Consider the following 16,514-nt stretch of genomic DNA (forward strand, 5'->3'; position numbering starts at 1 on the left):
TTGGCCGGAGACAGGCAGGAAGGGAGCGGTGCGGACACAAAAGGGACACGCACAAAAAAGCCGCCTCGATGGGCGGCCTTCTTATATGCTGCGACTCATTCTTCCCGATGCTTCGATGGTGCCGGCACCAGGAGTCGAACCCGGGACCTACTGATTACAAGTCAGTTGCTCTACCAACTGAGCTATGCCGGCGCGGGAACCGACTCGAGTCACAGAATCGGAAACAGGGTTGACGTGGCTGGGGTAGCAGGATTCGAACCTGCGCATGCCGATACCAAAAACCGGTGCCTTACCGCTTGGCTATACCCCAGCATTGTGGTGGCCAGAGACGGAATCGAACCGCCGACACGGGGATTTTCAATCCCCTGCTCTACCAACTGAGCTATCTGGCCCCTCGCCAACGGTGCGTATTAAACCCCAGCGGGCCGTTTGCGTCAACCCTTTCCGTTTCAAAAAGATGGCGAGGGTTCACCGGTGCCCGAAGCGGCTAGTCGCCACGGGGCACATAGCCCTCGGCCTGGTCGGTTTCCTGGTTGTCGAGGAAGCGCTCCATCTGCTCCATCAGGTATTCCCGGGAAGCGGCGTCGAGCATGTTCAGGTGCTTCTCGTTGATCAGGCGGGTCTGCAGCGCCTGCCACTCCTCCCAAGCCTGCTTGGAGACGCTGGCCTGGATCTCCTGGCCCTTCTTGCCCGGCAGCGGCGGGAACGGCAGGGCCTCCATCTCCTTCTGATACTTGCGGCAGAACACGGTCTGGCTCATCGGGGTCTCTCCTCGTGCGGGCTCATCGCCCGGCGGTGGTGGTCAGTGCAAAGGGCGCAAGCGAGGCCAGCAGCGCCTTGACCGGCGCCGCCAGGCCGATGCTGGCGGGTGCGGCGGGATCGTACCAGCGCCTCGCCTCGCCCACCGAATCCAGCCGGGCGAGGCGCGCCGGTTGCGGGGTGATCTCGAGGCGGAAGTGGCTGAAGACGTGGGTGAAGGGCGTCCAGGCGGCGTCGAGCTCGCTGCCCGGCGCGTGGACGTCCAGCCACGCCATCAGCGCCTCGCGATCGTCGAACTGGGGCAGGCTCCAGAGCCCGCCCCACAGGCCGCTGGCGGGGCGCTGCTCGAGCAGCACGCGCCCCTCGCGATCCTGCAGCAGCAGCATGATGGTGGTGCGGGTCGGCACGGCCTTCTTCGGCTTCGACTCGGGGAAGCGCTTCTCCTCGCCGCGGGCATGGGCCACGCAGGCCGCCTCGAAGGGACAGCGCTCGCAGGCCGGCTGTCCGCGACGGCAGAGGGTCGCCCCGAGATCCATCATCGCCTGGGTGAAGTCGACCACCCGCGCCTCGGGGGTGTAGTGCTCGGCCAGCGCCCAGAGGCGGCGCTCCACCGCCGGCCGGCCTGGCCAGCCCTCCACGGCGTGCAGGCGCGTCAGTACCCGCTTGACGTTGCCGTCGAGGATCACCGCCCGCCGCCCGGTGCTCTGGGCGATGATCGCCCCGGCCGTGGAGCGACCGATGCCGGGCAGCGCCGCCATCGCCTCGAGGCTCTCCACGGGAAACGCCCCGCCGTGCTCCTCGACGACGACCCGCGCGGCCTTGTGCAGGTTGCGGCCCCGGGCGTAGTAGCCAAGCCCGGTCCACAGGTGCAGCACCTCGTCCTGTTCGGCCGCCGCCAGGGAGGCCACGTCGGGAAAGCGCGCCATGAAGCGTTCGAAGTAGGGGATCACCGTGGTGACCTGGGTCTGCTGCAGCATGATCTCCGAGACCCACACCCGGTAGGGGCTGCGATCATGCTGCCAGGGCAGGTCGTGGCGACCGTGCTCGTCGAACCACTCGAGCAGGCGCTGCTGGAAGCGTTCGGGGGGCAGGATGGCGGGCGGCATCTCCGTCATGGGGCTATCTCGACACGAAAATTTCACGGCACGAAAAAAAGCGCCGACTGGGGAAGTCGGCGCAGGGACTGGTCATGCATGTTGCTCAATTGAAGAGACCTTCCAGGGCGTCGCGAAGTTCCCGGCCGGCCTGCTCGCCCAGGCGCTCGTCGATCTTCTCGACGGCACCGTCGAGGCGCTCCTCGACCTTTTCACCGGCTCGCCGGGTGGCCTCGTCGCGCACCAGCCCGGCGAGGGTGCCCTGGAAAGCCTCGCGGTCGAAGCGGCACCACTCCGCGCTCTCGCCTCCGAGGGTGCCGTCGCAGCGCACCGGCAGGGGCACCCGCGCCAGCCGGGGATTGACCTCGCAGGGCGCATCGTCGGCCTCCACCAGGCGCACCGCGGCCCGCAGGTCGAACTGTTCGCTGACGAGATCGATGCGGCCTTGGCCGTCCACCCGCATGCCGGGCAGCGTGACCAGCAGGTCGTCGCTCTTCACCTCGCCCTCATCCAGCGTCAGGTGGGCACTGACCCGCTCGAAGCGCGTCTCCTCGGCCCACTCGCGATCGAGCGTCTTGCCCTGCAGGGTGGCGGCCGTGGTGCACAGCTCCTCGCCGACATTGAGCTCCTTGAAGGCGCCCTCGTCGATGCGTGCCTCGAGACGGCCGCTCAGGTGGCGCCTGAGCTCCATCGGAGAGTTGCCGCGACTGGTCAGCTCGCCCTCGCCACTGAAGCGCCCGCTCAGCGGAGAGGGCTCCTCGCCGCGCGCCTCGAGCAGCGATTCGAGGCGCACCCGCTCGGCCCTCGGGGCCAGCTGCCAGCGGATCGGTTCCTCGCGCAGGTCGATCGCGCCGTCGGCGGAGAGGTTGCCCTCGTAGAAGCCGGAGGTGAAGTCGACCAGACGATGGCGCCCGTCGCGCCCCTCAAGGGTCAGGTCGACGTCTTGGAAGTCGAGCCCCGCGAGGCGCAGCTGCCCCAGCGCGAGATGCGCGTCGAGCTCGAGCTCGGAGAGCCACTCGGCGGGGACCAGCCCGCCCGCCTCCTCGGCGTGGGCGCGGCGAATGCCCGGCAGGCGCCAGCGCGAGGCGGCATCGTCAGCGACGCCTGGCGGCGGCAGGTAGCCATCCAGAGCCAGGCGATCCCCCTGCAGGTCGGCGGCGAGCAGGCTGCCGTCGAAGCGCCCCGCCAGGCGGCCGGTGAAGGTCGCGTCGTCCAGCACCAGGGTCAGGCCGGCGAGTTCGAAGCGCGAGAGGTCGCCGCTGACCGGGCTGGTCAGCGCCACCTCGGTGAGCGCCTGGCCATCGGCCATGGTCGGCATCGCCTCGAAGCGCGTCAGCCAGGGGCGAAGCGACAGCGGCGTCAGCCGCAGCTGGCCGGTATAGGCCGGCGCCTCGCCGAGGTCGCTGAGGTTGAGGTTGCCGTTGAGCTTCAGGGCGTCGGGGCCGGTCAGCGCCATGTCGCGCAGGCGGGCACTTTGCTCGTCGAGGTCGGCGTCCAGGGAGAAGGCGAGCGAGAGGGGCAGGGGCTTCTCGCCCAGGCGCGGGTGGTTGAGGCTGGCGTCGAGGGTGCCCGCGTCCAGTTGCAGGCTGCCCTCGCCGGCGTTCACCACCAGCCGCTCGCCCTGCAGGTTGAGCTTCTGCTCGTTCTCCAGCCCGGCGAGTCGGTTGACCGTCTTGAGGGTCAGGCCCTCCAGCACGTGGCGCCCCTCGGCCAGCCCCAGATCGACCTGGGTGTCGAGGGAGACATCGCTGAGCAGTCGCGGCTCGCTCGACGTCTCCCGCCAGTCGAGGCCCTCATGAAGCCGCAGGCGGAAGGACGAGGTGAGCGGAAAGGCGCTGCCGGGATTGACGTTGCTGCCGCTGACCTCGAGCTCCTCGAGACGCAGCTCGCGATCCGCCAGGGCATCGCGGAAGTGCACCTCACCGCGGCGCACCTGCACGCTGGCGATGTTGAGGGCCACCGAGAGGCCATTGCTCCCGTTCGGTGAGGGGCCGGCGCTGGCCGGCGCCAGGGCGGCCTCGGCCTGTTCGCCACGCTCGCCCAGCCGCTCGCTCAGCACCTCCCAGTTGCCCTTGCCCTGCTCGTCGCGCTCGAGGTCGAGGTAGAGGTCGTCGAGGGTCAGGCCGTCGATGGCGATCTCTCCGCGCAGCAGCGGCGTGAAGGCGAGGCTGACCTCGGCGTGGGATAGCGCGGCGAAGGGCGCCGAGTCGTCGGTCTGATCGGGCAGGCGGGCCTCGGCCTGCTGCACGCCGACGCCCAGCCGGGGATAGAAGGACCAGGAGAGCGGGCCGTCCAGGGTCAGCTCGAGCCCGCTGTGCTCGCGCACGACCTCGATCAGGCGCGGCTTGAGATCGTTGGGGTCGAAGAAGGTCGTCACGTACACCACGGCGCCGACCATCACCAGGCCGAGGACACCGATCGCGGCGAGCAGGGTGCGCAACAGGCGCTTCATTGATGACCTCGCTGTGGCAGGAGATTGAGCTCGAAGTAGTCGCCGTCCTGGGTCAGCCGATAGCCGAGCCGCGAGAGCAGCAGCTGATCGGCCACGGGCAGCTGGGAGGAGGCGGCATAGAGGCGACGCCCCTCGGCATAGGCGGCCTCGCTGACCAGCGCCAGCAGGCGCGAGCCGACGCCGCGGCGGCGCGTGGTCTTGCGCACGCAGAGGTTCGACAGCCACCAGGCGTTCTGGTCGAGCTTCACCGCCACGGCGCCCAGCAGCCGGTCGTTGAAGCGGGCGCAGCTGAACAGGTGGCCGCCGGCCAGGTGCTCACGGATGAAGTCGTCCACGGGGAGAGGGAGGCGCTCGGGGGGCGCGTCCGTGAAGATGCGTACGAGGTCGAGACGTATCTGGGCATCCGCTTCCCAGGCGTCCTGGTCGACCTGTTGAAGGGTCACCGGCATGCGTGGATCTCCTTGAGGCCGGGGCGGCAGGCGTGCCACCACTGTCATGGGCCGCATTGTAGCGGATGGGGTGAGCGATTCACTATAATGGCAGGCTCTCGGCGTCAGGCACAGCACCCGACGCCCCTTCGTATTGCCGGCCGGTGAGCCTCATCGGCCCCTCTCGACACGCGCCCAGGCGCTGGAGATCCGACATGTCCGAGCGTATCGCCACGGTCACCCGGAACACCCGGGAAACCCAGATCACGGTGACCATCAACCTCGACGGCGAGGGGCGCCTGGCCTGCGAGACCGGCGTGCCCTTCCTCGATCACATGCTCGACCAGGTGGCCCGCCACGGCCTGATCGACCTGGACATCGAGGCGGTGGGCGACCTGCATATCGATGATCACCACACCGTCGAGGACCTGGGCATCACCCTGGGCCAGGCCTTCGACCAGGCGATCGGCGACAAGCGCGGCATCTACCGTTACGGCCACGCCTACGTGCCCCTGGACGAGGCGCTGTCGCGCGTGGTGGTAGACTTCTCCGGCCGCCCGGGACTCAGCATGGACGTGGAATTCACCCGCGCCAGCATCGGTCGTCTGGACACCCAGCTGTTCTGGGAGTTCTTCCAGGGCTTCGTCAACCATGCCCGGGTGACGCTGCACATCGACAACCTGAAGGGCTTCAACGCCCACCATCAGGCGGAAACCATCTTCAAGGCCTTCGGCCGTGCGCTGCGCATGGCCGTGGAGCAGGACCCGCGCATGGCGGGTCAGATGCCGTCCACCAAGGGCAGCCTCTGAGGCCGCCGCACGATCACACGAGGAGCGCCCCATGACCATTGCCGTCATCGACTACGGAATGGGTAACCTGCATTCCGTCGCCAAGGCACTGGAGCACGTCACTCACGAGAACGTGGTCGTGACGCGGGATGCCCGCCGCATCCGCGGCGCCACCCGCCTGGTACTGCCCGGCCAGGGCGCCATCCGCGACTGCATGGGCGAGCTCGAGAAGACCGAGCTGCGCGGCCTGGTCGAGGAGCTGCTCGCCTCCCAGGACAAGCCGCTGCTGGGCATCTGCGTCGGCCAGCAGATGCTACTCGACCACAGCGAGGAGAACGGCGGCATCGGCTGCCTGGGCTTCCTGCGCGGCGAGGTGAAGAAGTTTCCCGCCGACATGCGCGATGACCGCGATAACCGCCTGAAGGTGCCGCACATGGGCTGGAACCTGGTGCACCAGCACCACGATCACCCCCTGTGGGCGGGCATCGACCAGGACGAGCACTTCTATTTCGTGCACAGCTACTACGTCGAGGCCGCCGACGATGCCACGGTGTTCGGCACCACCGACTACGGCCGGGTGAGTGCCCACGTGGCCATCGGCCGCGACGCCACCTTCGCCGTGCAGTTCCACCCGGAGAAGAGCTCCCGGGCCGGCCTCCAGCTGCTGGAAAACTTCGTGCAGTGGACGCCCTGAGCGGCGCCGCGATGCCCCGGGCGGCGACGACGCGCCCATGATCGCCGCACTCATGACCGCTGTACTCATGACAACAAGGGCGCCCGAGAGCGCGCCGAATGGAGACCCGACATGCTGGTAATTCCCGCCATCGACCTCAAGGACGGCCAGTGCGTACGCCTCAAGCAGGGGCGCATGGACGACGCCACCACCTACGGCGATGACCCGGTGGCCATGGCCGCCCGCTGGGTCGAGGCCGGCGCCCGTCGCCTGCACCTGGTCGACCTCAACGGCGCCTTCGAGGGCGAGCCGGTCAACGGCGAGGCGGTCACCGCCATCGCCCGCGCCTACCCGGACCTGCCGATCCAGATCGGCGGCGGCATCCGCTCCGCCGCGACCATCGAGCACTACCTCGAGGCCGGGGTCTCCTACGTGATCATCGGCACCAAGGCGGTCAAGGAACCGGCCTTCGTCGGCGAGATGTGCCGCGCCTTTCCCGGCCACGTGATCGTCGGCCTGGACGCCCGGGACGGCTTCGTCGCCACCGACGGCTGGGCCGAGGTCTCCACGGTCAAGGCCACCGAGCTCGCCAAGCGCTTCGCCGACGACGGCGTCTCCTCGATCGTCTATACCGACATCGCCCGCGACGGCATGATGCAGGGCGTCAACGTCGAGGCCACCGCCGAGCTCGCCCGCGAGGGCGGCCTGCCGGTGATCGCCTCGGGCGGGGTCACCGACCTCGAGGATCTGCGCGCGCTGGCCAAGGTCGCCGACGACGGCATCCTCGGCGCCATCACCGGCCGGGCCATCTACGAGGGCAGCCTCGACGTGGCCGAGGCCCAGAGGCTGTGCGACGCACTCAGCCACAAGGGGAGCTGATCATGGGACTCGCCAAGCGCATCATCCCGTGCCTGGACGTCGACGCCGGCCGCGTGGTCAAGGGCGTCAACTTCATCGGCATCCGCGACGCCGGTGACCCGGTGGAGATCGCCCAGCGCTACAACCAGCAGGGCGCCGACGAGATCACCTTCCTCGACATCACGGCCAGCCACGAGGACCGCGACACCACGGTGGAGATGGTCGAGCGCATCGCCGGCGAGGTGTTCATCCCGCTCACGGTGGGTGGCGGCATCCGCAGCTGCGACGACATCCGCACCATGCTCAACGCCGGCGCCGACAAGGTCTCGATCAACACCGCAGCGGTGACCAACCCGGACTTCGTGCACGAGGCCGCCGAGCGTTTCGGCAGCCAGTGCATCGTGGTGGCCATCGACGCCAAGAAGGTCTCCGCCGAGGGCGAGCCCGAGCGCTGGGAGATCTTCACCCACGGCGGGCGCCGCCCCACCGGCCTGGACGCCGTGGAGTGGGCCAGGAAGATGGTGGAATACGGAGCCGGTGAGCTGCTGCTGACCAGCATGGACCGCGACGGCACCAAGGTCGGCTTCGACCTGGGCGTGACCCGCGCCATCGCCGATGCCGTGAGCGTACCGGTGATCGCCTCCGGTGGTGTGGGCAACCTCGATCACCTGGTGGATGGTGTCATCGAAGGCGGCGCCGACGCGGTGCTGGCGGCCAGCATCTTCCACTTCGGCGAGTACACCATCCCCGAGGCCAAGCGCTATATGGCCGAGCGAGGGATCGAGATGCGGCTGTAGCGGTCGCTCAAGATGAGCGCCGGGGGCAAGGCGGCGCGAGGGTCTTTTGACCAGGGACGTCAAAAGTAGCGCCCAAGGAGGGGTTCACAGCGCCCTCGCGAAGGCTTGACGCCGGATAAGCTCATCATCTCTCGCTTCTGGTCGATTCGAGACGACAAAGGGCCCGCCAATCGGCGGGCCCTTTGTCGTTCTGGTTGGCGTGCGGGCGGCTGGCTACTCCTCGACGGAGAGCCCCAGGTTGCTGACGCCGTCGTTGCGGCCCAGGCGGCGCAGCGCCTTGAGCGCCTCGCGATCCAGCGGCCCGGCCTCCACGGCCTCGAGCACCGCATCCTGGAAGTCGTTCTCGTCCGCCATCAGCGGATGGCCGCGCAGCAGCGCGGCGAGACGCTCGCCATCCTCCTCGCCCTCGGTGAGCTCGATGAAGGCGCGCACCCCGCTGCGCGAGGCGCGACTGACCTCGAGTACCGCCTCCGAGGCCTCGCCGCGCAGGGTGTCGAGGATCGCCGAGAGCGCGACCACCGTCTCCAGCGCCCGCCGGGCGCCGAAGCTGTCGTCCTCGGCGGGAGGCTCCAGCTCGGCGAGCTTCTCGGCCTGGCGGTCGAAGTCGATGCGCGCCTCCTTCACCGCCAGCTGCTCCCAGACGAGATCCAGGATCACCCGCAGGCCGTGGGGATCGCCCTGGCCGGTGGTGGCGGCATAGAGGCCGTAGTTGGGCAGCAGCCGCTCGCACAGCGCCGCCATGAAGGCCTGCTGGCGACGCGGATCGAGCTGCTGGAGGCGCTGAAAGAAGCCGCTCATGGAGTCTCCTTGAGGTTACGTTGTCCGAGTATTGAATGAATGGGACGGCGCGTCGGGGACAGGCCAGAGGGGAGGTCCTACGCCAAGGATGGCGTCGGTAGCGCCCAGGGAGGGGTTCACGGCGCCTCCCCGCTGGTCCGACACTTCGGGGCCTGTCGCCGAATCAGCTGGCATATCGCAGTTCAAGGCCACATGCGCTCTGGCGAGACCCTGCCCCGCGCGTCGAACAGCACGCCTTCGGCCACCAGGCGTCGACGCTGCTCGTCGGCACCGCCGTGATCGGCAAGCTTGCGCGACGCGGTGATCACCCGGAACCAGGGCAGGTCGTGGCCGGCGGGCAGCTCGCGCAGCGCACGGGCCACCAGGCGCGGCGTGCCCCCATCGGTCATCGCGGCGATGCGCCCGTAGGTCGTCACACGACCCGCGGGGACCTCGGCCAGGATGGTCAGGATCTGTTCTCTCAGCTCGGGCTTCATGTACCCTGACGCTCCGTCTATCTTCCGCGCATTGCTAATATGGTGAGGCTCGCATGCATGTCCATCTCCTCCAGCACAGCCCCCACCAGGGACCGGCCCGGATCGCCGACTGGCTGACCAGCATGGGGCACAGCTTCACCGTCTTCCATCTCGACGCGGGCGAGCTGCCACCGCGGCTCGCCGACGGCGATGCCCTGATCGTGCTCGACGGCCCCGAGGGCCTCGCCGACGAGGGGGAGCGCCCCTGGCTCAAGGCGGAGCGCAAGCTCATCGCCCAGGCGCTGGACGGCCGCAAGCCGCTGCTGGGGATCGGCTACGGCGCCCGGCGGATCGCCGAGGCGCTGGGAGCGATCGTGGACCGGGGAACGGTGGCCGAGACCGGGTGGCACCGGGTGACCCTCGCCCCGCTCAGCCCCGTCGACCTGCCCGAGACCTTCGAGGCCTTCATGTGGCACCGCGAGGTCTTCGCCCTGCCCGACTACGCCCTGGCACTGGGCCGCAGCACGGCGAGCCCGCTGCAGGGCTTCACCTGGGACGACGGCCGGGTGGTGGCCCTGCTCTGCCACCTGGAGGCGACCGCGGAGAGCGTCACCGCCCTGCTCGATCACCAGGCGCCGCCCGAGGGCAGCGAGACGAGCCCACACGCCCAGGAGCGCGGGGCGATGCTCGACGACCCGAGGCGCTTCGACCGGCTCGCCCCGCTGCTCGACCGGCTGCTGTCCCAGTGGCTGCGACACGCCGCCGCCTGAGGCTCAGGCCGGCTCGTGCGCCCGCCGGCCTGCCTTGCGCGCTTCGGCCGTCCATTCCCGGGCGAACGCCAGGCAGCTCTCCCAATCGCCCACGTGGAGGAAGTGGCGCTCGGGATGCTTCTCCAGCTGGTGGCGGTAGAGCGGGTCGTAGTACTCGGTGAGCAGCGGCGCCAGCCAGGCCTCGTGGGCGCTGGTGTTGCCGCGCTCGTGCTCGCGGAAGGCCAGCGCCTGGAGGCGCTGAAGGCGTGCCAGGCGCGCCTGGCCCAGGCGCTTTCTCAACCGCCCCAGGGCCGCGGCGAGCTGTTTGCGCATCAGCGCCCAGCCCAGCCAGTCGCCGAACTGCCGGCGATGGACCTCCCAGAGATCGTCGATGTAGTCCTTGCGGATCTGCTCCAGGCGCCAGTCCAGCGGCATCTCGATGCGGATGCGCGGCGCCTGGACCATCCCCTCCCAGAAGGTCAGCGGGATGTTGGCCGTGCCGATGCGCCGCGACTCGTCCTCCAGCACCAGCGGCCCGGGGAGGTCCAGCAGGCGCAGGCCCATGGCGTGCTCGAAGTCGATCTGGCTGGGGGCCGGCAGCGGGTGGCGGCCGAAGGCCGAGCCCTTGTGGCGGGCGCACCCCTCGAGGTCCAGGCCCTCCTCCAGCGCCAGGATGAGCGACGTCTTGGCGCAGCCGGTGAGCCCGCCCACCACCAGCTGCGGCTGCTCGGCGGCGGCGTCGATGCGTGCGCAGAGCGCCTGGCGCATCGCCTTCCAGCCCCCGCGGATGCGCGGACGCGTGATGCCGGCGTCGGCCAGCCACTGCTGGGCGGTACGCGAGCGCAATCCGCCACGGAAGCAGTAGATGATGGCGTCGGGATGAGCCTCGACGAGCCGCCGCCAGGCGGCGACGCGCGCCGCCTTGAGGCCGCCACGCACCAGCCGCTCGCCCAGGGCGATGGCCGCGTCCTGGCCGCGCTCCTTGTACTCGATGCCGACGAGGTGGCGCTCCTCGTCGTCCATCAGCGGCAGGTTGACGGCGCCGGGCAGCGCGCCCTGGGCGAACTCCACGGGCGCCCGCACGTCGATCAGTACGCGCCCTTGCCCGAGGAGCTCGAGCTCCGGCTCGACCAGCGGCAGGCTCATCCGCGCACCTCGATCCGCGCCGGCCCGCTGGCCTTGACCACCTCGCCGAAGGGCGTGAGCTCGATGCCGTGGTCACGGCCGATGCGCTGCACGTCATCCTCCCAGGAGGGGTGCACCGAGAGCAGCAGGCCGCCGGAGGTCTGCGGGTCGCAGAGCCACTGCCAGTGCGCCTCGTCCATGGCGGGCAGGCTCGCGCCCAGCGCATCGCGATTGCGCCGGGTGCCGCCGGGCACCGCGCCCTGGCGGCGATAGGCCTCGGCCTCGGCGAGCCGCGGCAGGCGCCGGAAGTCGACCCGGGCGGCGACGCCGCTGGCCGTGCAGACCTCGGCGAGATGGCCGGCCAGGCCGAAGCCGGTGACATCGGTCATGGCGTGCACGCCCTTGACCTTGGCCAGCGCCATCCCGATGGCGTTGGACCTGAGCATGGTCGAGCGGGCCAGCTCCTGGTGGCCGGCCTGCAGCAGGCCGCGCTTCTCGGCGGTGGTGAGCAGGCCCACCCCCAGCGGCTTGGTGAGGAACAGCAGGTCGCCGGGCTGGGCGCCCTTATTGAGCTTGAGGTGCTCGAGATCGACCAGCCCGTTGACCGACAGGCCGAAGATCGGCTCGGGGGACTCGATGGAGTGCCCGCCGGCCAGCGCCAGCCCCAGCTCGCGACACACCGCCTGGGCACCGCCCACCACGTCGCCGGCGACCTCGGCGCCGAGCTTGTCCAGCGGCCAGCCGAGGATGCCCAGCGCCATCACCGGCTTGCCGCCCATGGCGTAGACGTCGCTGATGGCATTGGTGGCGGCGATGCGGCCGAAGTCGAAGGGGTCGTCGACGATGGGCATGAAGAAGTCGGTGGTGGCGATCATGCCGCGCCCGTCGCCCAGGTCGTAGACGGCCGCATCCTCGCGGCCCTGGTTGCCGACGATCAGCCGTGAGTGGCTGGCTCCCGGGCCGGCCTTGGCGAGGATCCCGTCGAGCACGTCGGGGGCGATCTTGCACCCGCAGCCGGCGCCGTGGCTGTACTGGGTCAGGCGGATGGCGCTCATCTCGTTCTCCTTGGCGTGTGTCATCGCATTCTACCTCAAGTGTATCGGGCCTAGAGGGCGTCGAGGGCCTCGGCGAGCTTGTCGACGGCGACCACCTCCATGCCCTCGGGGCTGCGCTTGGGGGCGTTGCCCCGCGGCACGATGGCGCGGGTGAAGCCGTGCTTGGCCGCCTCGACGATGCGCTCCTGGCCGCTGGGTACCGGGCGGATCTCGCCGGAGAGGCCCACCTCGCCGAATACCACCAGCTCGCGGGGCAGCGGCCGGTTCTGCAGGCTGGAGACCACCGCGACCAGCACCGCCAGGTCGGCACTGGTCTCCAGCACCTTGACCCCGCCGACCACGTTGAGGAAGACGTCCTGGTCGCCAGTGAAGAGCCCGCCGTGACGGTGCAGTACCGCCAGCAGCATGGCCAGGCGATTCTGGTCGAGCCCCACGGCGACGCGGCGCGGATTGCCCAGCGCCGACTCGTCGAGCAGCGCCTGCACCTCGACGAGAATCGGCCGGGTGCCCTCCCAGACCACCATCACCAGGCTCCCGGCGCTCTGCTCCTCGTTGCGCGAGAGGAAGATGGCGCTGGGGTTCTTCACCTCTTTCATGCCGTGCTCGAGCATGGCGAACACGCCCAGCTCGTTGACCGCGCCGAAGCGGTTCTTCTGGCCGCGCAGGGTACGAAAGCGCGAGTCGGCGCCGCCCTCGAGCAGCAGCGAGGCGTCGATCATGTGCTCGAGCACCTTGGGACCGGCCAGGCTGCCGTCCTTGGTGACGTGGCCGACCAGCAGCAGCACGGTATTGGACTGCTTGGCGAAGCGGGTCAGTGCGGCGGCGGACTCGCGCACCTGGGCCACGCCCCCCGGCGCCGAGGCGATGTCCTCCAGGTGCATGGTCTGGATGGAGTCGATGATCAGCACCTCGGGACGCTCGCGCTCGGCCACGGCGAGGATCGTCTCGACGCTGGTCTCGGCGAGCATCTTCAGCCCCTGGGTGGGCAGCTGCAGTCGATGGGCGCGCATCGCCACCTGGGAGAGCGACTCCTCGCCGGTGACGTAGATCGAGGAGCGCTCCTGGGCAAGCTTGCAGGCGGTCTGCAGCAGCAGGGTCGACTTGCCCGCGCCGGGGTGGCCGCCGAGCAGCACCGCGGAACCGGGCACCAGCCCGCCGCCCAGCACCCGGTCGAACTCCTCGAAGGTCGAGGAGAGCCTCGGCACCTCGCTCAGATCGACGCTGCCCAGGTCGACCACCTCGCGGGAGAGGCTGCCGGCGTAGCCGCCGTGCCCGGGGCCGCCGCTTGCCGCGCCGCCCGCCGCGGCCCCGGGACGCGCGGGCGCCAGGCGCACCTCACTCAGGGTGTTCCACTCCTGACAGCTGGTGCACTGCCCCTGCCACTTGCGGTATTCGGCACCGCACTCGGTGCAGACGAAGGCGCTCTTCACTTTGGCCATGGGGCACTCTCTCGCTCGCTGACGGGGCCTCTCGACGTCACCCCGGATATTCGTCGGGCCATTCTAGCAGTCGCGGACCGCCGGCTGCGGCGCCCCGCGCGGATGGCGAGTCCGCAACGACACGGGGCGGCCCTGAGGCCGCCCCGGTGATGCTCGTTGCCTGGATCAGAGACGCTTGAGCTGCAGCATCTCGCTGTTCTGGAAACGGCGCAGGTTGGGATCGATCAGCTCCAGCGTCTGGGGATCGACGCGCAGGAAGTAGTAGGTCTGTCCCTCACCGTTGGGCACCAGCTCGTAGACGGTGGCGGAGGGGTCCTGCTCCGTCCCCTGGAGGACCTCCCAGTTACCGGCGTAGTTCTCGTCCGGCGGATTCTGCGGGTGGGCCCGATAGGAGGCCTCCAGGTCGAAGGTCCGCTCCGCGGCCATCCCCTGGGGCTCGCCGTTCAGGGTCACGTTGAGGTCGATGCCCTCGCAGTTGCGGCACGGCAGGGTGCCCTGATAGGTCACCGTGGTCGCTTCCGTCTCGGTGGCCGCCTGATCGGTGGGGCCGGTCGCACAGCCGGCCAACAGCGCGGCCAGGGCAGAGCCGACCAGCAAGGTCCTGATTTGCATATATGTCCTCCTAACCAATGGGCATGACGCCGTGAGGCACGGCAACCTGCATCACAGCATAACCTCTCGTGTGCTCAGCGGACAGCCTCGCCCGGCGCCGCGTGCCTCAACCCGGCGGATAGACATGGGTAAACACCAGTATCAGCACCACGGGCATGACCACCAGGCTGCCCAGATTGCCGATCAGCACCAGGGAGGCCACCTTGTGGGGCTCCTGGCGATACTGCTCGGCCACCAGGTAATTCAATACCGCCGGTGGCAGGGCCGCGAACACCCACAGGGCCGCCGCCTGCAGCCCCGACAGCTTGAGCCAGACGATCAGCGGCACGGCGAGCACCAGCCCCGAGAGCGGGCAGAGCACGGCCCCGAGCAGGCCCGTCCGCCAGTCGCCGAAGTCGATGTCCAGCATGCGCACCCCCAGGGCGAAGAGCATCAGCGGGATCGAGACGCCTCCCAGCATGTGCATCGCCTCCAGCCCCCAGCCCGGCAGCGGCACGCCGCCCAGGTTGACGGCGAGGCCGGCCAGGCTCGCCAGCACGATGGGCATGCGCAGCAGCCGCCACAGCGGGGTGTGCGGGCTGAGCATGTAGAGCCCCACCGAGAAGTGCAGCAGCATCTCGACGATGAACAGCACCACCGCCGCCGGCAGGGCCTGCTCGCCGAAGGCCAGCACCAGCAGCGGAATGCCCATGTTGCCGGAGTTGTTGAACATCATCGGCGGCAGGAACGTCTTCACCTCGAGCTTCAGCCACCTCGCCACCGGCCAGAGCACCAGCCCCGAGCCCAGTACCACCACGGTCGCCGCCAGGGCCAGCTTGGCATAGTCGGCCAGCGGTGCCTGGCGGTCGGCCAGGACGGCGAACACCAGCAGGGGCACGAAGAGCTCCATGTTGAGGGTATTCAGGCCACGGATGTCCGGCGTGCGAAAGCGGCCGTAGAGGGTACCGCAGCCCGCGATCAGGAAGACGGGCAACAGCGTGGCGATGATCTGGGCGGTCATTGCAGGAATCCGTAGGCGGCGAATGATAGAAGGCGAGCCCCGAGACTAGCATGGGCACGGCTTGCGCGGTCGGGTCGCTCGGGTCACCATGAGTTCAGTCCCCACCCCTCGAGCGAGTGATCATGAGCAAGTTCTGGAGCCCTGAGGTTCGCGAGCTGACTCCCTATGTGCCGGGAGAGCAGCCCCGCGAGCGGCTGATCAAGCTGAACACCAACGAGAACCCCTATCCGCCGGCCCCCGCCGTCGAGGCGGTCCTGCGCGATTTCTCCGCCGACCACCTGCGTCGCTATCCGGACCCGACCTCCTTCGCCCTGCGTGAGGCTCTGGCCGAAGAGCTCGGGGTGGACACCGCCCAGGTCTTCGTCGGCAACGGCTCCGACGAGGTGCTGGCCCTGGCCTTCCAGGCCTTCTTCCGCCAGGCGCGGCCGCTGTCGATGCCGACCATCTCCTACAGCTTCTATCCGGTCTACTGCCGACTCTACGGGGTCGAGCGCCGCGCCCACCCGCTGGATGACCAGTGGCGCGTCGACCTCGACGCCTTCCCCGAGGAGGCCGGCGGCGTGATCTTCGCCAATCCCAACGCACCCACCGGCCATGGCCACGGGCGGGACGCCGTGGCCGGGCTGCTCGAGCGGATCACCGAGTCGGTGGTGCTGGTCGATGAGGCGTACGTGGATTTCGGCGGCGAGAGCGCGGCTCCCCTGGTCGAGCGCTTTCCCAACCTGCTGGTCACCGGCACCTTCTCCAAGTCGCGCAGCCTCGCCGGCCTGCGCCTGGGCTATGCCGTGGGCTCTCGGGAGCTGATCGAGGGCCTGGAGCGGGTCAAGGACTCCTTCAACTCCTACCCCGTCGACAGCCTGGCCAGCGCGCTGGGCATCGCCTCGCTTGGCGATCACGAGCATTTCGATGCCTGCCGCGAGGCGGTGATCACCACCCGCGAGCGGACCCGGGTACGCCTCGAGACCCTGGGCTTTCGGGTACTGCCCTCGCAGACCAACTTCCTGCTGGTCAGCCACCCCGACTTCGACGCCGCCCAGCTCTTCGTGGGCCTGCGCGAGCGCGGCGTGCTGGTGCGCCACTTCAACACCGACGCGCTGCGTGATCACCTGCGCATCTCCATCGGCACCGATGACGAGATGGACAGCCTCATCGAGGCCCTGGAGAGCCTGTGCCGCTAGCGCCAAGTTGACACCACAGCCCTTCCTGCCAATAAAAACGCCCCCGCCTCAATCGAGACGGGGGCGTTTTGCGTTGGGGGCCAGATCAGGCGGCCGGGCGAGCCGGCTCGATCATCAAGCGAGCGCGCATGAAAAAACCCCGAGCTCGTTGAGCTCGGGGTTTTCTCGGAATAGGTGCCTGACGATGACCTACTCTCGCATGGGGAGGCCCCACACTACCATCGGCGCTGATCGGTTTCACTGCTGAGTTCGGC

The 16,514-nt window shown here is 69.3% G+C and carries 17 protein-coding genes, 3 tRNA genes and 1 rRNA gene; 6 read left to right on the top strand and 15 right to left on the bottom strand.

Going from position 1 to position 16,514, the window contains the following annotated elements:
• Positions 1 to 116: 116 nt before the first annotated feature.
• The 7 genes from ACGTNG_RS03585 to ACGTNG_RS03615 all read right to left on the bottom strand — a co-directional run bounded on the left by ACGTNG_RS03585 (position 117) and on the right by ACGTNG_RS03615 (position 4,754).
• A tRNA-Thr gene (locus tag ACGTNG_RS03585) sits at positions 117 to 192 on the bottom strand.
• Positions 193 to 235: 43 nt separating this feature from the next.
• Positions 236 to 310 (bottom strand) — tRNA-Gln (locus tag ACGTNG_RS03590).
• A 6-nt stretch (positions 311 to 316) separates the two neighbouring features.
• A tRNA-Phe gene (locus tag ACGTNG_RS03595) sits at positions 317 to 392 on the bottom strand.
• A 95-nt stretch (positions 393 to 487) separates the two neighbouring features.
• Positions 488 to 760: an oxidative damage protection protein gene (locus ACGTNG_RS03600; RefSeq protein ID WP_394575515.1), complete on the bottom strand. Its 273-nt coding sequence runs from the start codon at positions 758 to 760 to the stop codon at positions 488 to 490.
• 22 nt (positions 761 to 782) lie between these two features.
• Positions 783 to 1,874 carry an A/G-specific adenine glycosylase gene (gene mutY, locus ACGTNG_RS03605; protein ID WP_394575516.1) on the bottom strand — a complete coding sequence of 364 codons (1,092 nt, stop codon included), beginning with the start codon at positions 1,872 to 1,874 and terminating at the stop codon, positions 783 to 785.
• An 85-nt stretch (positions 1,875 to 1,959) separates the two neighbouring features.
• Positions 1,960 to 4,305, bottom strand: coding sequence for an AsmA family protein (locus ACGTNG_RS03610; RefSeq protein WP_394575517.1), 2,346 nt, complete (start codon positions 4,303 to 4,305; stop codon positions 1,960 to 1,962).
• Positions 4,302 to 4,754, bottom strand: a complete 453-nt coding sequence (locus ACGTNG_RS03615) for an acetyl-CoA sensor PanZ family protein (protein ID WP_394575519.1) — start codon at positions 4,752 to 4,754, stop codon at positions 4,302 to 4,304. The genes ACGTNG_RS03610 and ACGTNG_RS03615 overlap by 4 nt, the downstream gene beginning before the upstream one ends.
• Positions 4,755 to 4,948: 194 nt before the next feature.
• On the opposite strand from ACGTNG_RS03615, the gene hisB reads away from it, so the two are divergent.
• From hisB to hisF, 4 genes are all read left to right on the top strand, one after another.
• Entirely contained in the window at positions 4,949 to 5,542 is a 594-nt protein-coding gene (gene hisB, locus ACGTNG_RS03620) for an imidazoleglycerol-phosphate dehydratase HisB (RefSeq protein WP_394575520.1), read from the top strand.
• Between the two features lie 31 nt (positions 5,543 to 5,573).
• Entirely contained in the window at positions 5,574 to 6,215 is a 642-nt protein-coding gene (gene hisH / locus ACGTNG_RS03625) for an imidazole glycerol phosphate synthase subunit HisH (protein WP_394575522.1), read from the top strand.
• 111 nt (positions 6,216 to 6,326) lie between these two features.
• Positions 6,327 to 7,073, top strand: coding sequence for a 1-(5-phosphoribosyl)-5-[(5-phosphoribosylamino)methylideneamino]imidazole-4-carboxamide isomerase (gene hisA / locus ACGTNG_RS03630; protein ID WP_394575523.1), 747 nt, complete (start codon positions 6,327 to 6,329; stop codon positions 7,071 to 7,073).
• A 2-nt stretch (positions 7,074 to 7,075) separates the two neighbouring features.
• Positions 7,076 to 7,849: an imidazole glycerol phosphate synthase subunit HisF gene (hisF, locus tag ACGTNG_RS03635; RefSeq protein WP_394575525.1), complete on the top strand. Its 774-nt coding sequence runs from the start codon at positions 7,076 to 7,078 to the stop codon at positions 7,847 to 7,849.
• 213 nt (positions 7,850 to 8,062) lie between these two features.
• Here hisF and ACGTNG_RS03640 read toward each other — a convergent pair whose 3' ends face one another.
• Both ACGTNG_RS03640 and ACGTNG_RS03645 read right to left on the bottom strand, forming a co-directional pair.
• A complete protein-coding gene (locus tag ACGTNG_RS03640; RefSeq protein ID WP_394575527.1) occupies positions 8,063 to 8,647 on the bottom strand; it encodes a YjaG family protein in 585 nt (194 codons plus the stop codon).
• A 182-nt stretch (positions 8,648 to 8,829) separates the two neighbouring features.
• Entirely contained in the window at positions 8,830 to 9,123 is a 294-nt protein-coding gene (locus tag ACGTNG_RS03645) for an MGMT family protein (RefSeq protein WP_394575528.1), read from the bottom strand.
• A gap of 53 nt (positions 9,124 to 9,176) precedes the next feature.
• Between ACGTNG_RS03645 and ACGTNG_RS03650 the strand changes: the two genes are divergently transcribed.
• Positions 9,177 to 9,872, top strand: coding sequence for a type 1 glutamine amidotransferase (locus tag ACGTNG_RS03650; protein WP_394575529.1), 696 nt, complete (start codon positions 9,177 to 9,179; stop codon positions 9,870 to 9,872).
• A gap of 3 nt (positions 9,873 to 9,875) precedes the next feature.
• Here the strand turns inward: ACGTNG_RS03650 and mnmH are convergent, their stop codons facing one another.
• The 5 genes from mnmH to ACGTNG_RS03675 form a co-directional block, all read right to left on the bottom strand.
• The gene (gene mnmH, locus ACGTNG_RS03655; RefSeq protein ID WP_394575531.1) at positions 9,876 to 10,997 is read right to left on the bottom strand and encodes a tRNA 2-selenouridine(34) synthase MnmH; all 1,122 of its coding nucleotides are present in this window, start codon (positions 10,995 to 10,997) and stop codon (positions 9,876 to 9,878) included.
• Entirely contained in the window at positions 10,994 to 12,031 is a 1,038-nt protein-coding gene (gene selD, locus ACGTNG_RS03660) for a selenide, water dikinase SelD (protein ID WP_394575562.1), read from the bottom strand. Before selD ends, mnmH begins: the two co-directional genes overlap by 4 nt.
• Positions 12,032 to 12,081: 50 nt before the next feature.
• On the bottom strand, positions 12,082 to 13,470 hold the full coding sequence (gene radA, locus ACGTNG_RS03665; RefSeq protein WP_394575532.1) for a DNA repair protein RadA: 1,389 nt from the start codon (positions 13,468 to 13,470) through the stop codon (positions 12,082 to 12,084).
• A 165-nt stretch (positions 13,471 to 13,635) separates the two neighbouring features.
• The gene (locus ACGTNG_RS03670; RefSeq protein WP_394575533.1) at positions 13,636 to 14,082 is read right to left on the bottom strand and encodes a copper resistance protein NlpE N-terminal domain-containing protein; all 447 of its coding nucleotides are present in this window, start codon (positions 14,080 to 14,082) and stop codon (positions 13,636 to 13,638) included.
• Between the two features lie 106 nt (positions 14,083 to 14,188).
• Entirely contained in the window at positions 14,189 to 15,082 is an 894-nt protein-coding gene (locus ACGTNG_RS03675; protein ID WP_394575535.1) for an AEC family transporter, read from the bottom strand.
• Positions 15,083 to 15,204: 122 nt separating this feature from the next.
• Here ACGTNG_RS03675 and hisC point away from each other — a divergent pair, with 122 nt between their 5' ends.
• The gene (hisC, locus tag ACGTNG_RS03680; RefSeq protein ID WP_394575536.1) at positions 15,205 to 16,260 is read left to right on the top strand and encodes a histidinol-phosphate transaminase; all 1,056 of its coding nucleotides are present in this window, start codon (positions 15,205 to 15,207) and stop codon (positions 16,258 to 16,260) included.
• A gap of 176 nt (positions 16,261 to 16,436) precedes the next feature.
• Here the strand turns inward: hisC and rrf are convergent.
• Positions 16,437 to 16,514 (bottom strand): 5S ribosomal RNA (rrf, locus tag ACGTNG_RS18115); the annotation flags it as partial.

Source organism: Halomonas sp. B23F22_3, assembly GCF_043496965.1.
In the GTDB taxonomy this organism is placed as follows: domain Bacteria; phylum Pseudomonadota; class Gammaproteobacteria; order Pseudomonadales; family Halomonadaceae; genus Halomonas.

Excerpts from the sequence above, each read along its gene's own strand:
- hisA (WP_394575523.1), top strand. The coding sequence starts at position 6,327 with ATGCTGGTAATTCCCGCCATCGACCTCAAGGACGGCCAGTGCGTACGC.
- hisB (WP_394575520.1), top strand. The coding sequence starts at position 4,949 with ATGTCCGAGCGTATCGCCACGGTCACCCGGAACACCCGGGAAACCCAG.
- mnmH (WP_394575531.1), bottom strand. The coding sequence starts at position 10,997 with ATGAGCCTGCCGCTGGTCGAGCCGGAGCTCGAGCTCCTCGGGCAAGGG.
- ACGTNG_RS03675 (WP_394575535.1), bottom strand. The coding sequence starts at position 15,082 with ATGACCGCCCAGATCATCGCCACGCTGTTGCCCGTCTTCCTGATCGCG.
- ACGTNG_RS03650 (WP_394575529.1), top strand. The coding sequence starts at position 9,177 with ATGCATGTCCATCTCCTCCAGCACAGCCCCCACCAGGGACCGGCCCGG.
- ACGTNG_RS03615 (WP_394575519.1), bottom strand. The coding sequence starts at position 4,754 with ATGCCGGTGACCCTTCAACAGGTCGACCAGGACGCCTGGGAAGCGGAT.
- hisF (WP_394575525.1), top strand. The coding sequence starts at position 7,076 with ATGGGACTCGCCAAGCGCATCATCCCGTGCCTGGACGTCGACGCCGGC.
- ACGTNG_RS03640 (WP_394575527.1), bottom strand. The coding sequence starts at position 8,647 with ATGAGCGGCTTCTTTCAGCGCCTCCAGCAGCTCGATCCGCGTCGCCAG.
- hisH (WP_394575522.1), top strand. The coding sequence starts at position 5,574 with ATGACCATTGCCGTCATCGACTACGGAATGGGTAACCTGCATTCCGTC.
- ACGTNG_RS03670 (WP_394575533.1), bottom strand. The coding sequence starts at position 14,082 with ATGCAAATCAGGACCTTGCTGGTCGGCTCTGCCCTGGCCGCGCTGTTG.
- ACGTNG_RS03610 (WP_394575517.1), bottom strand. The coding sequence starts at position 4,305 with ATGAAGCGCCTGTTGCGCACCCTGCTCGCCGCGATCGGTGTCCTCGGC.
- selD (WP_394575562.1), bottom strand. The coding sequence starts at position 12,031 with ATGAGCGCCATCCGCCTGACCCAGTACAGCCACGGCGCCGGCTGCGGG.
- hisC (WP_394575536.1), top strand. The coding sequence starts at position 15,205 with ATGAGCAAGTTCTGGAGCCCTGAGGTTCGCGAGCTGACTCCCTATGTG.
- radA (WP_394575532.1), bottom strand. The coding sequence starts at position 13,470 with ATGGCCAAAGTGAAGAGCGCCTTCGTCTGCACCGAGTGCGGTGCCGAA.
- ACGTNG_RS03645 (WP_394575528.1), bottom strand. The coding sequence starts at position 9,123 with ATGAAGCCCGAGCTGAGAGAACAGATCCTGACCATCCTGGCCGAGGTC.
- ACGTNG_RS03600 (WP_394575515.1), bottom strand. The coding sequence starts at position 760 with ATGAGCCAGACCGTGTTCTGCCGCAAGTATCAGAAGGAGATGGAGGCC.
- mutY (WP_394575516.1), bottom strand. The coding sequence starts at position 1,874 with ATGACGGAGATGCCGCCCGCCATCCTGCCCCCCGAACGCTTCCAGCAG.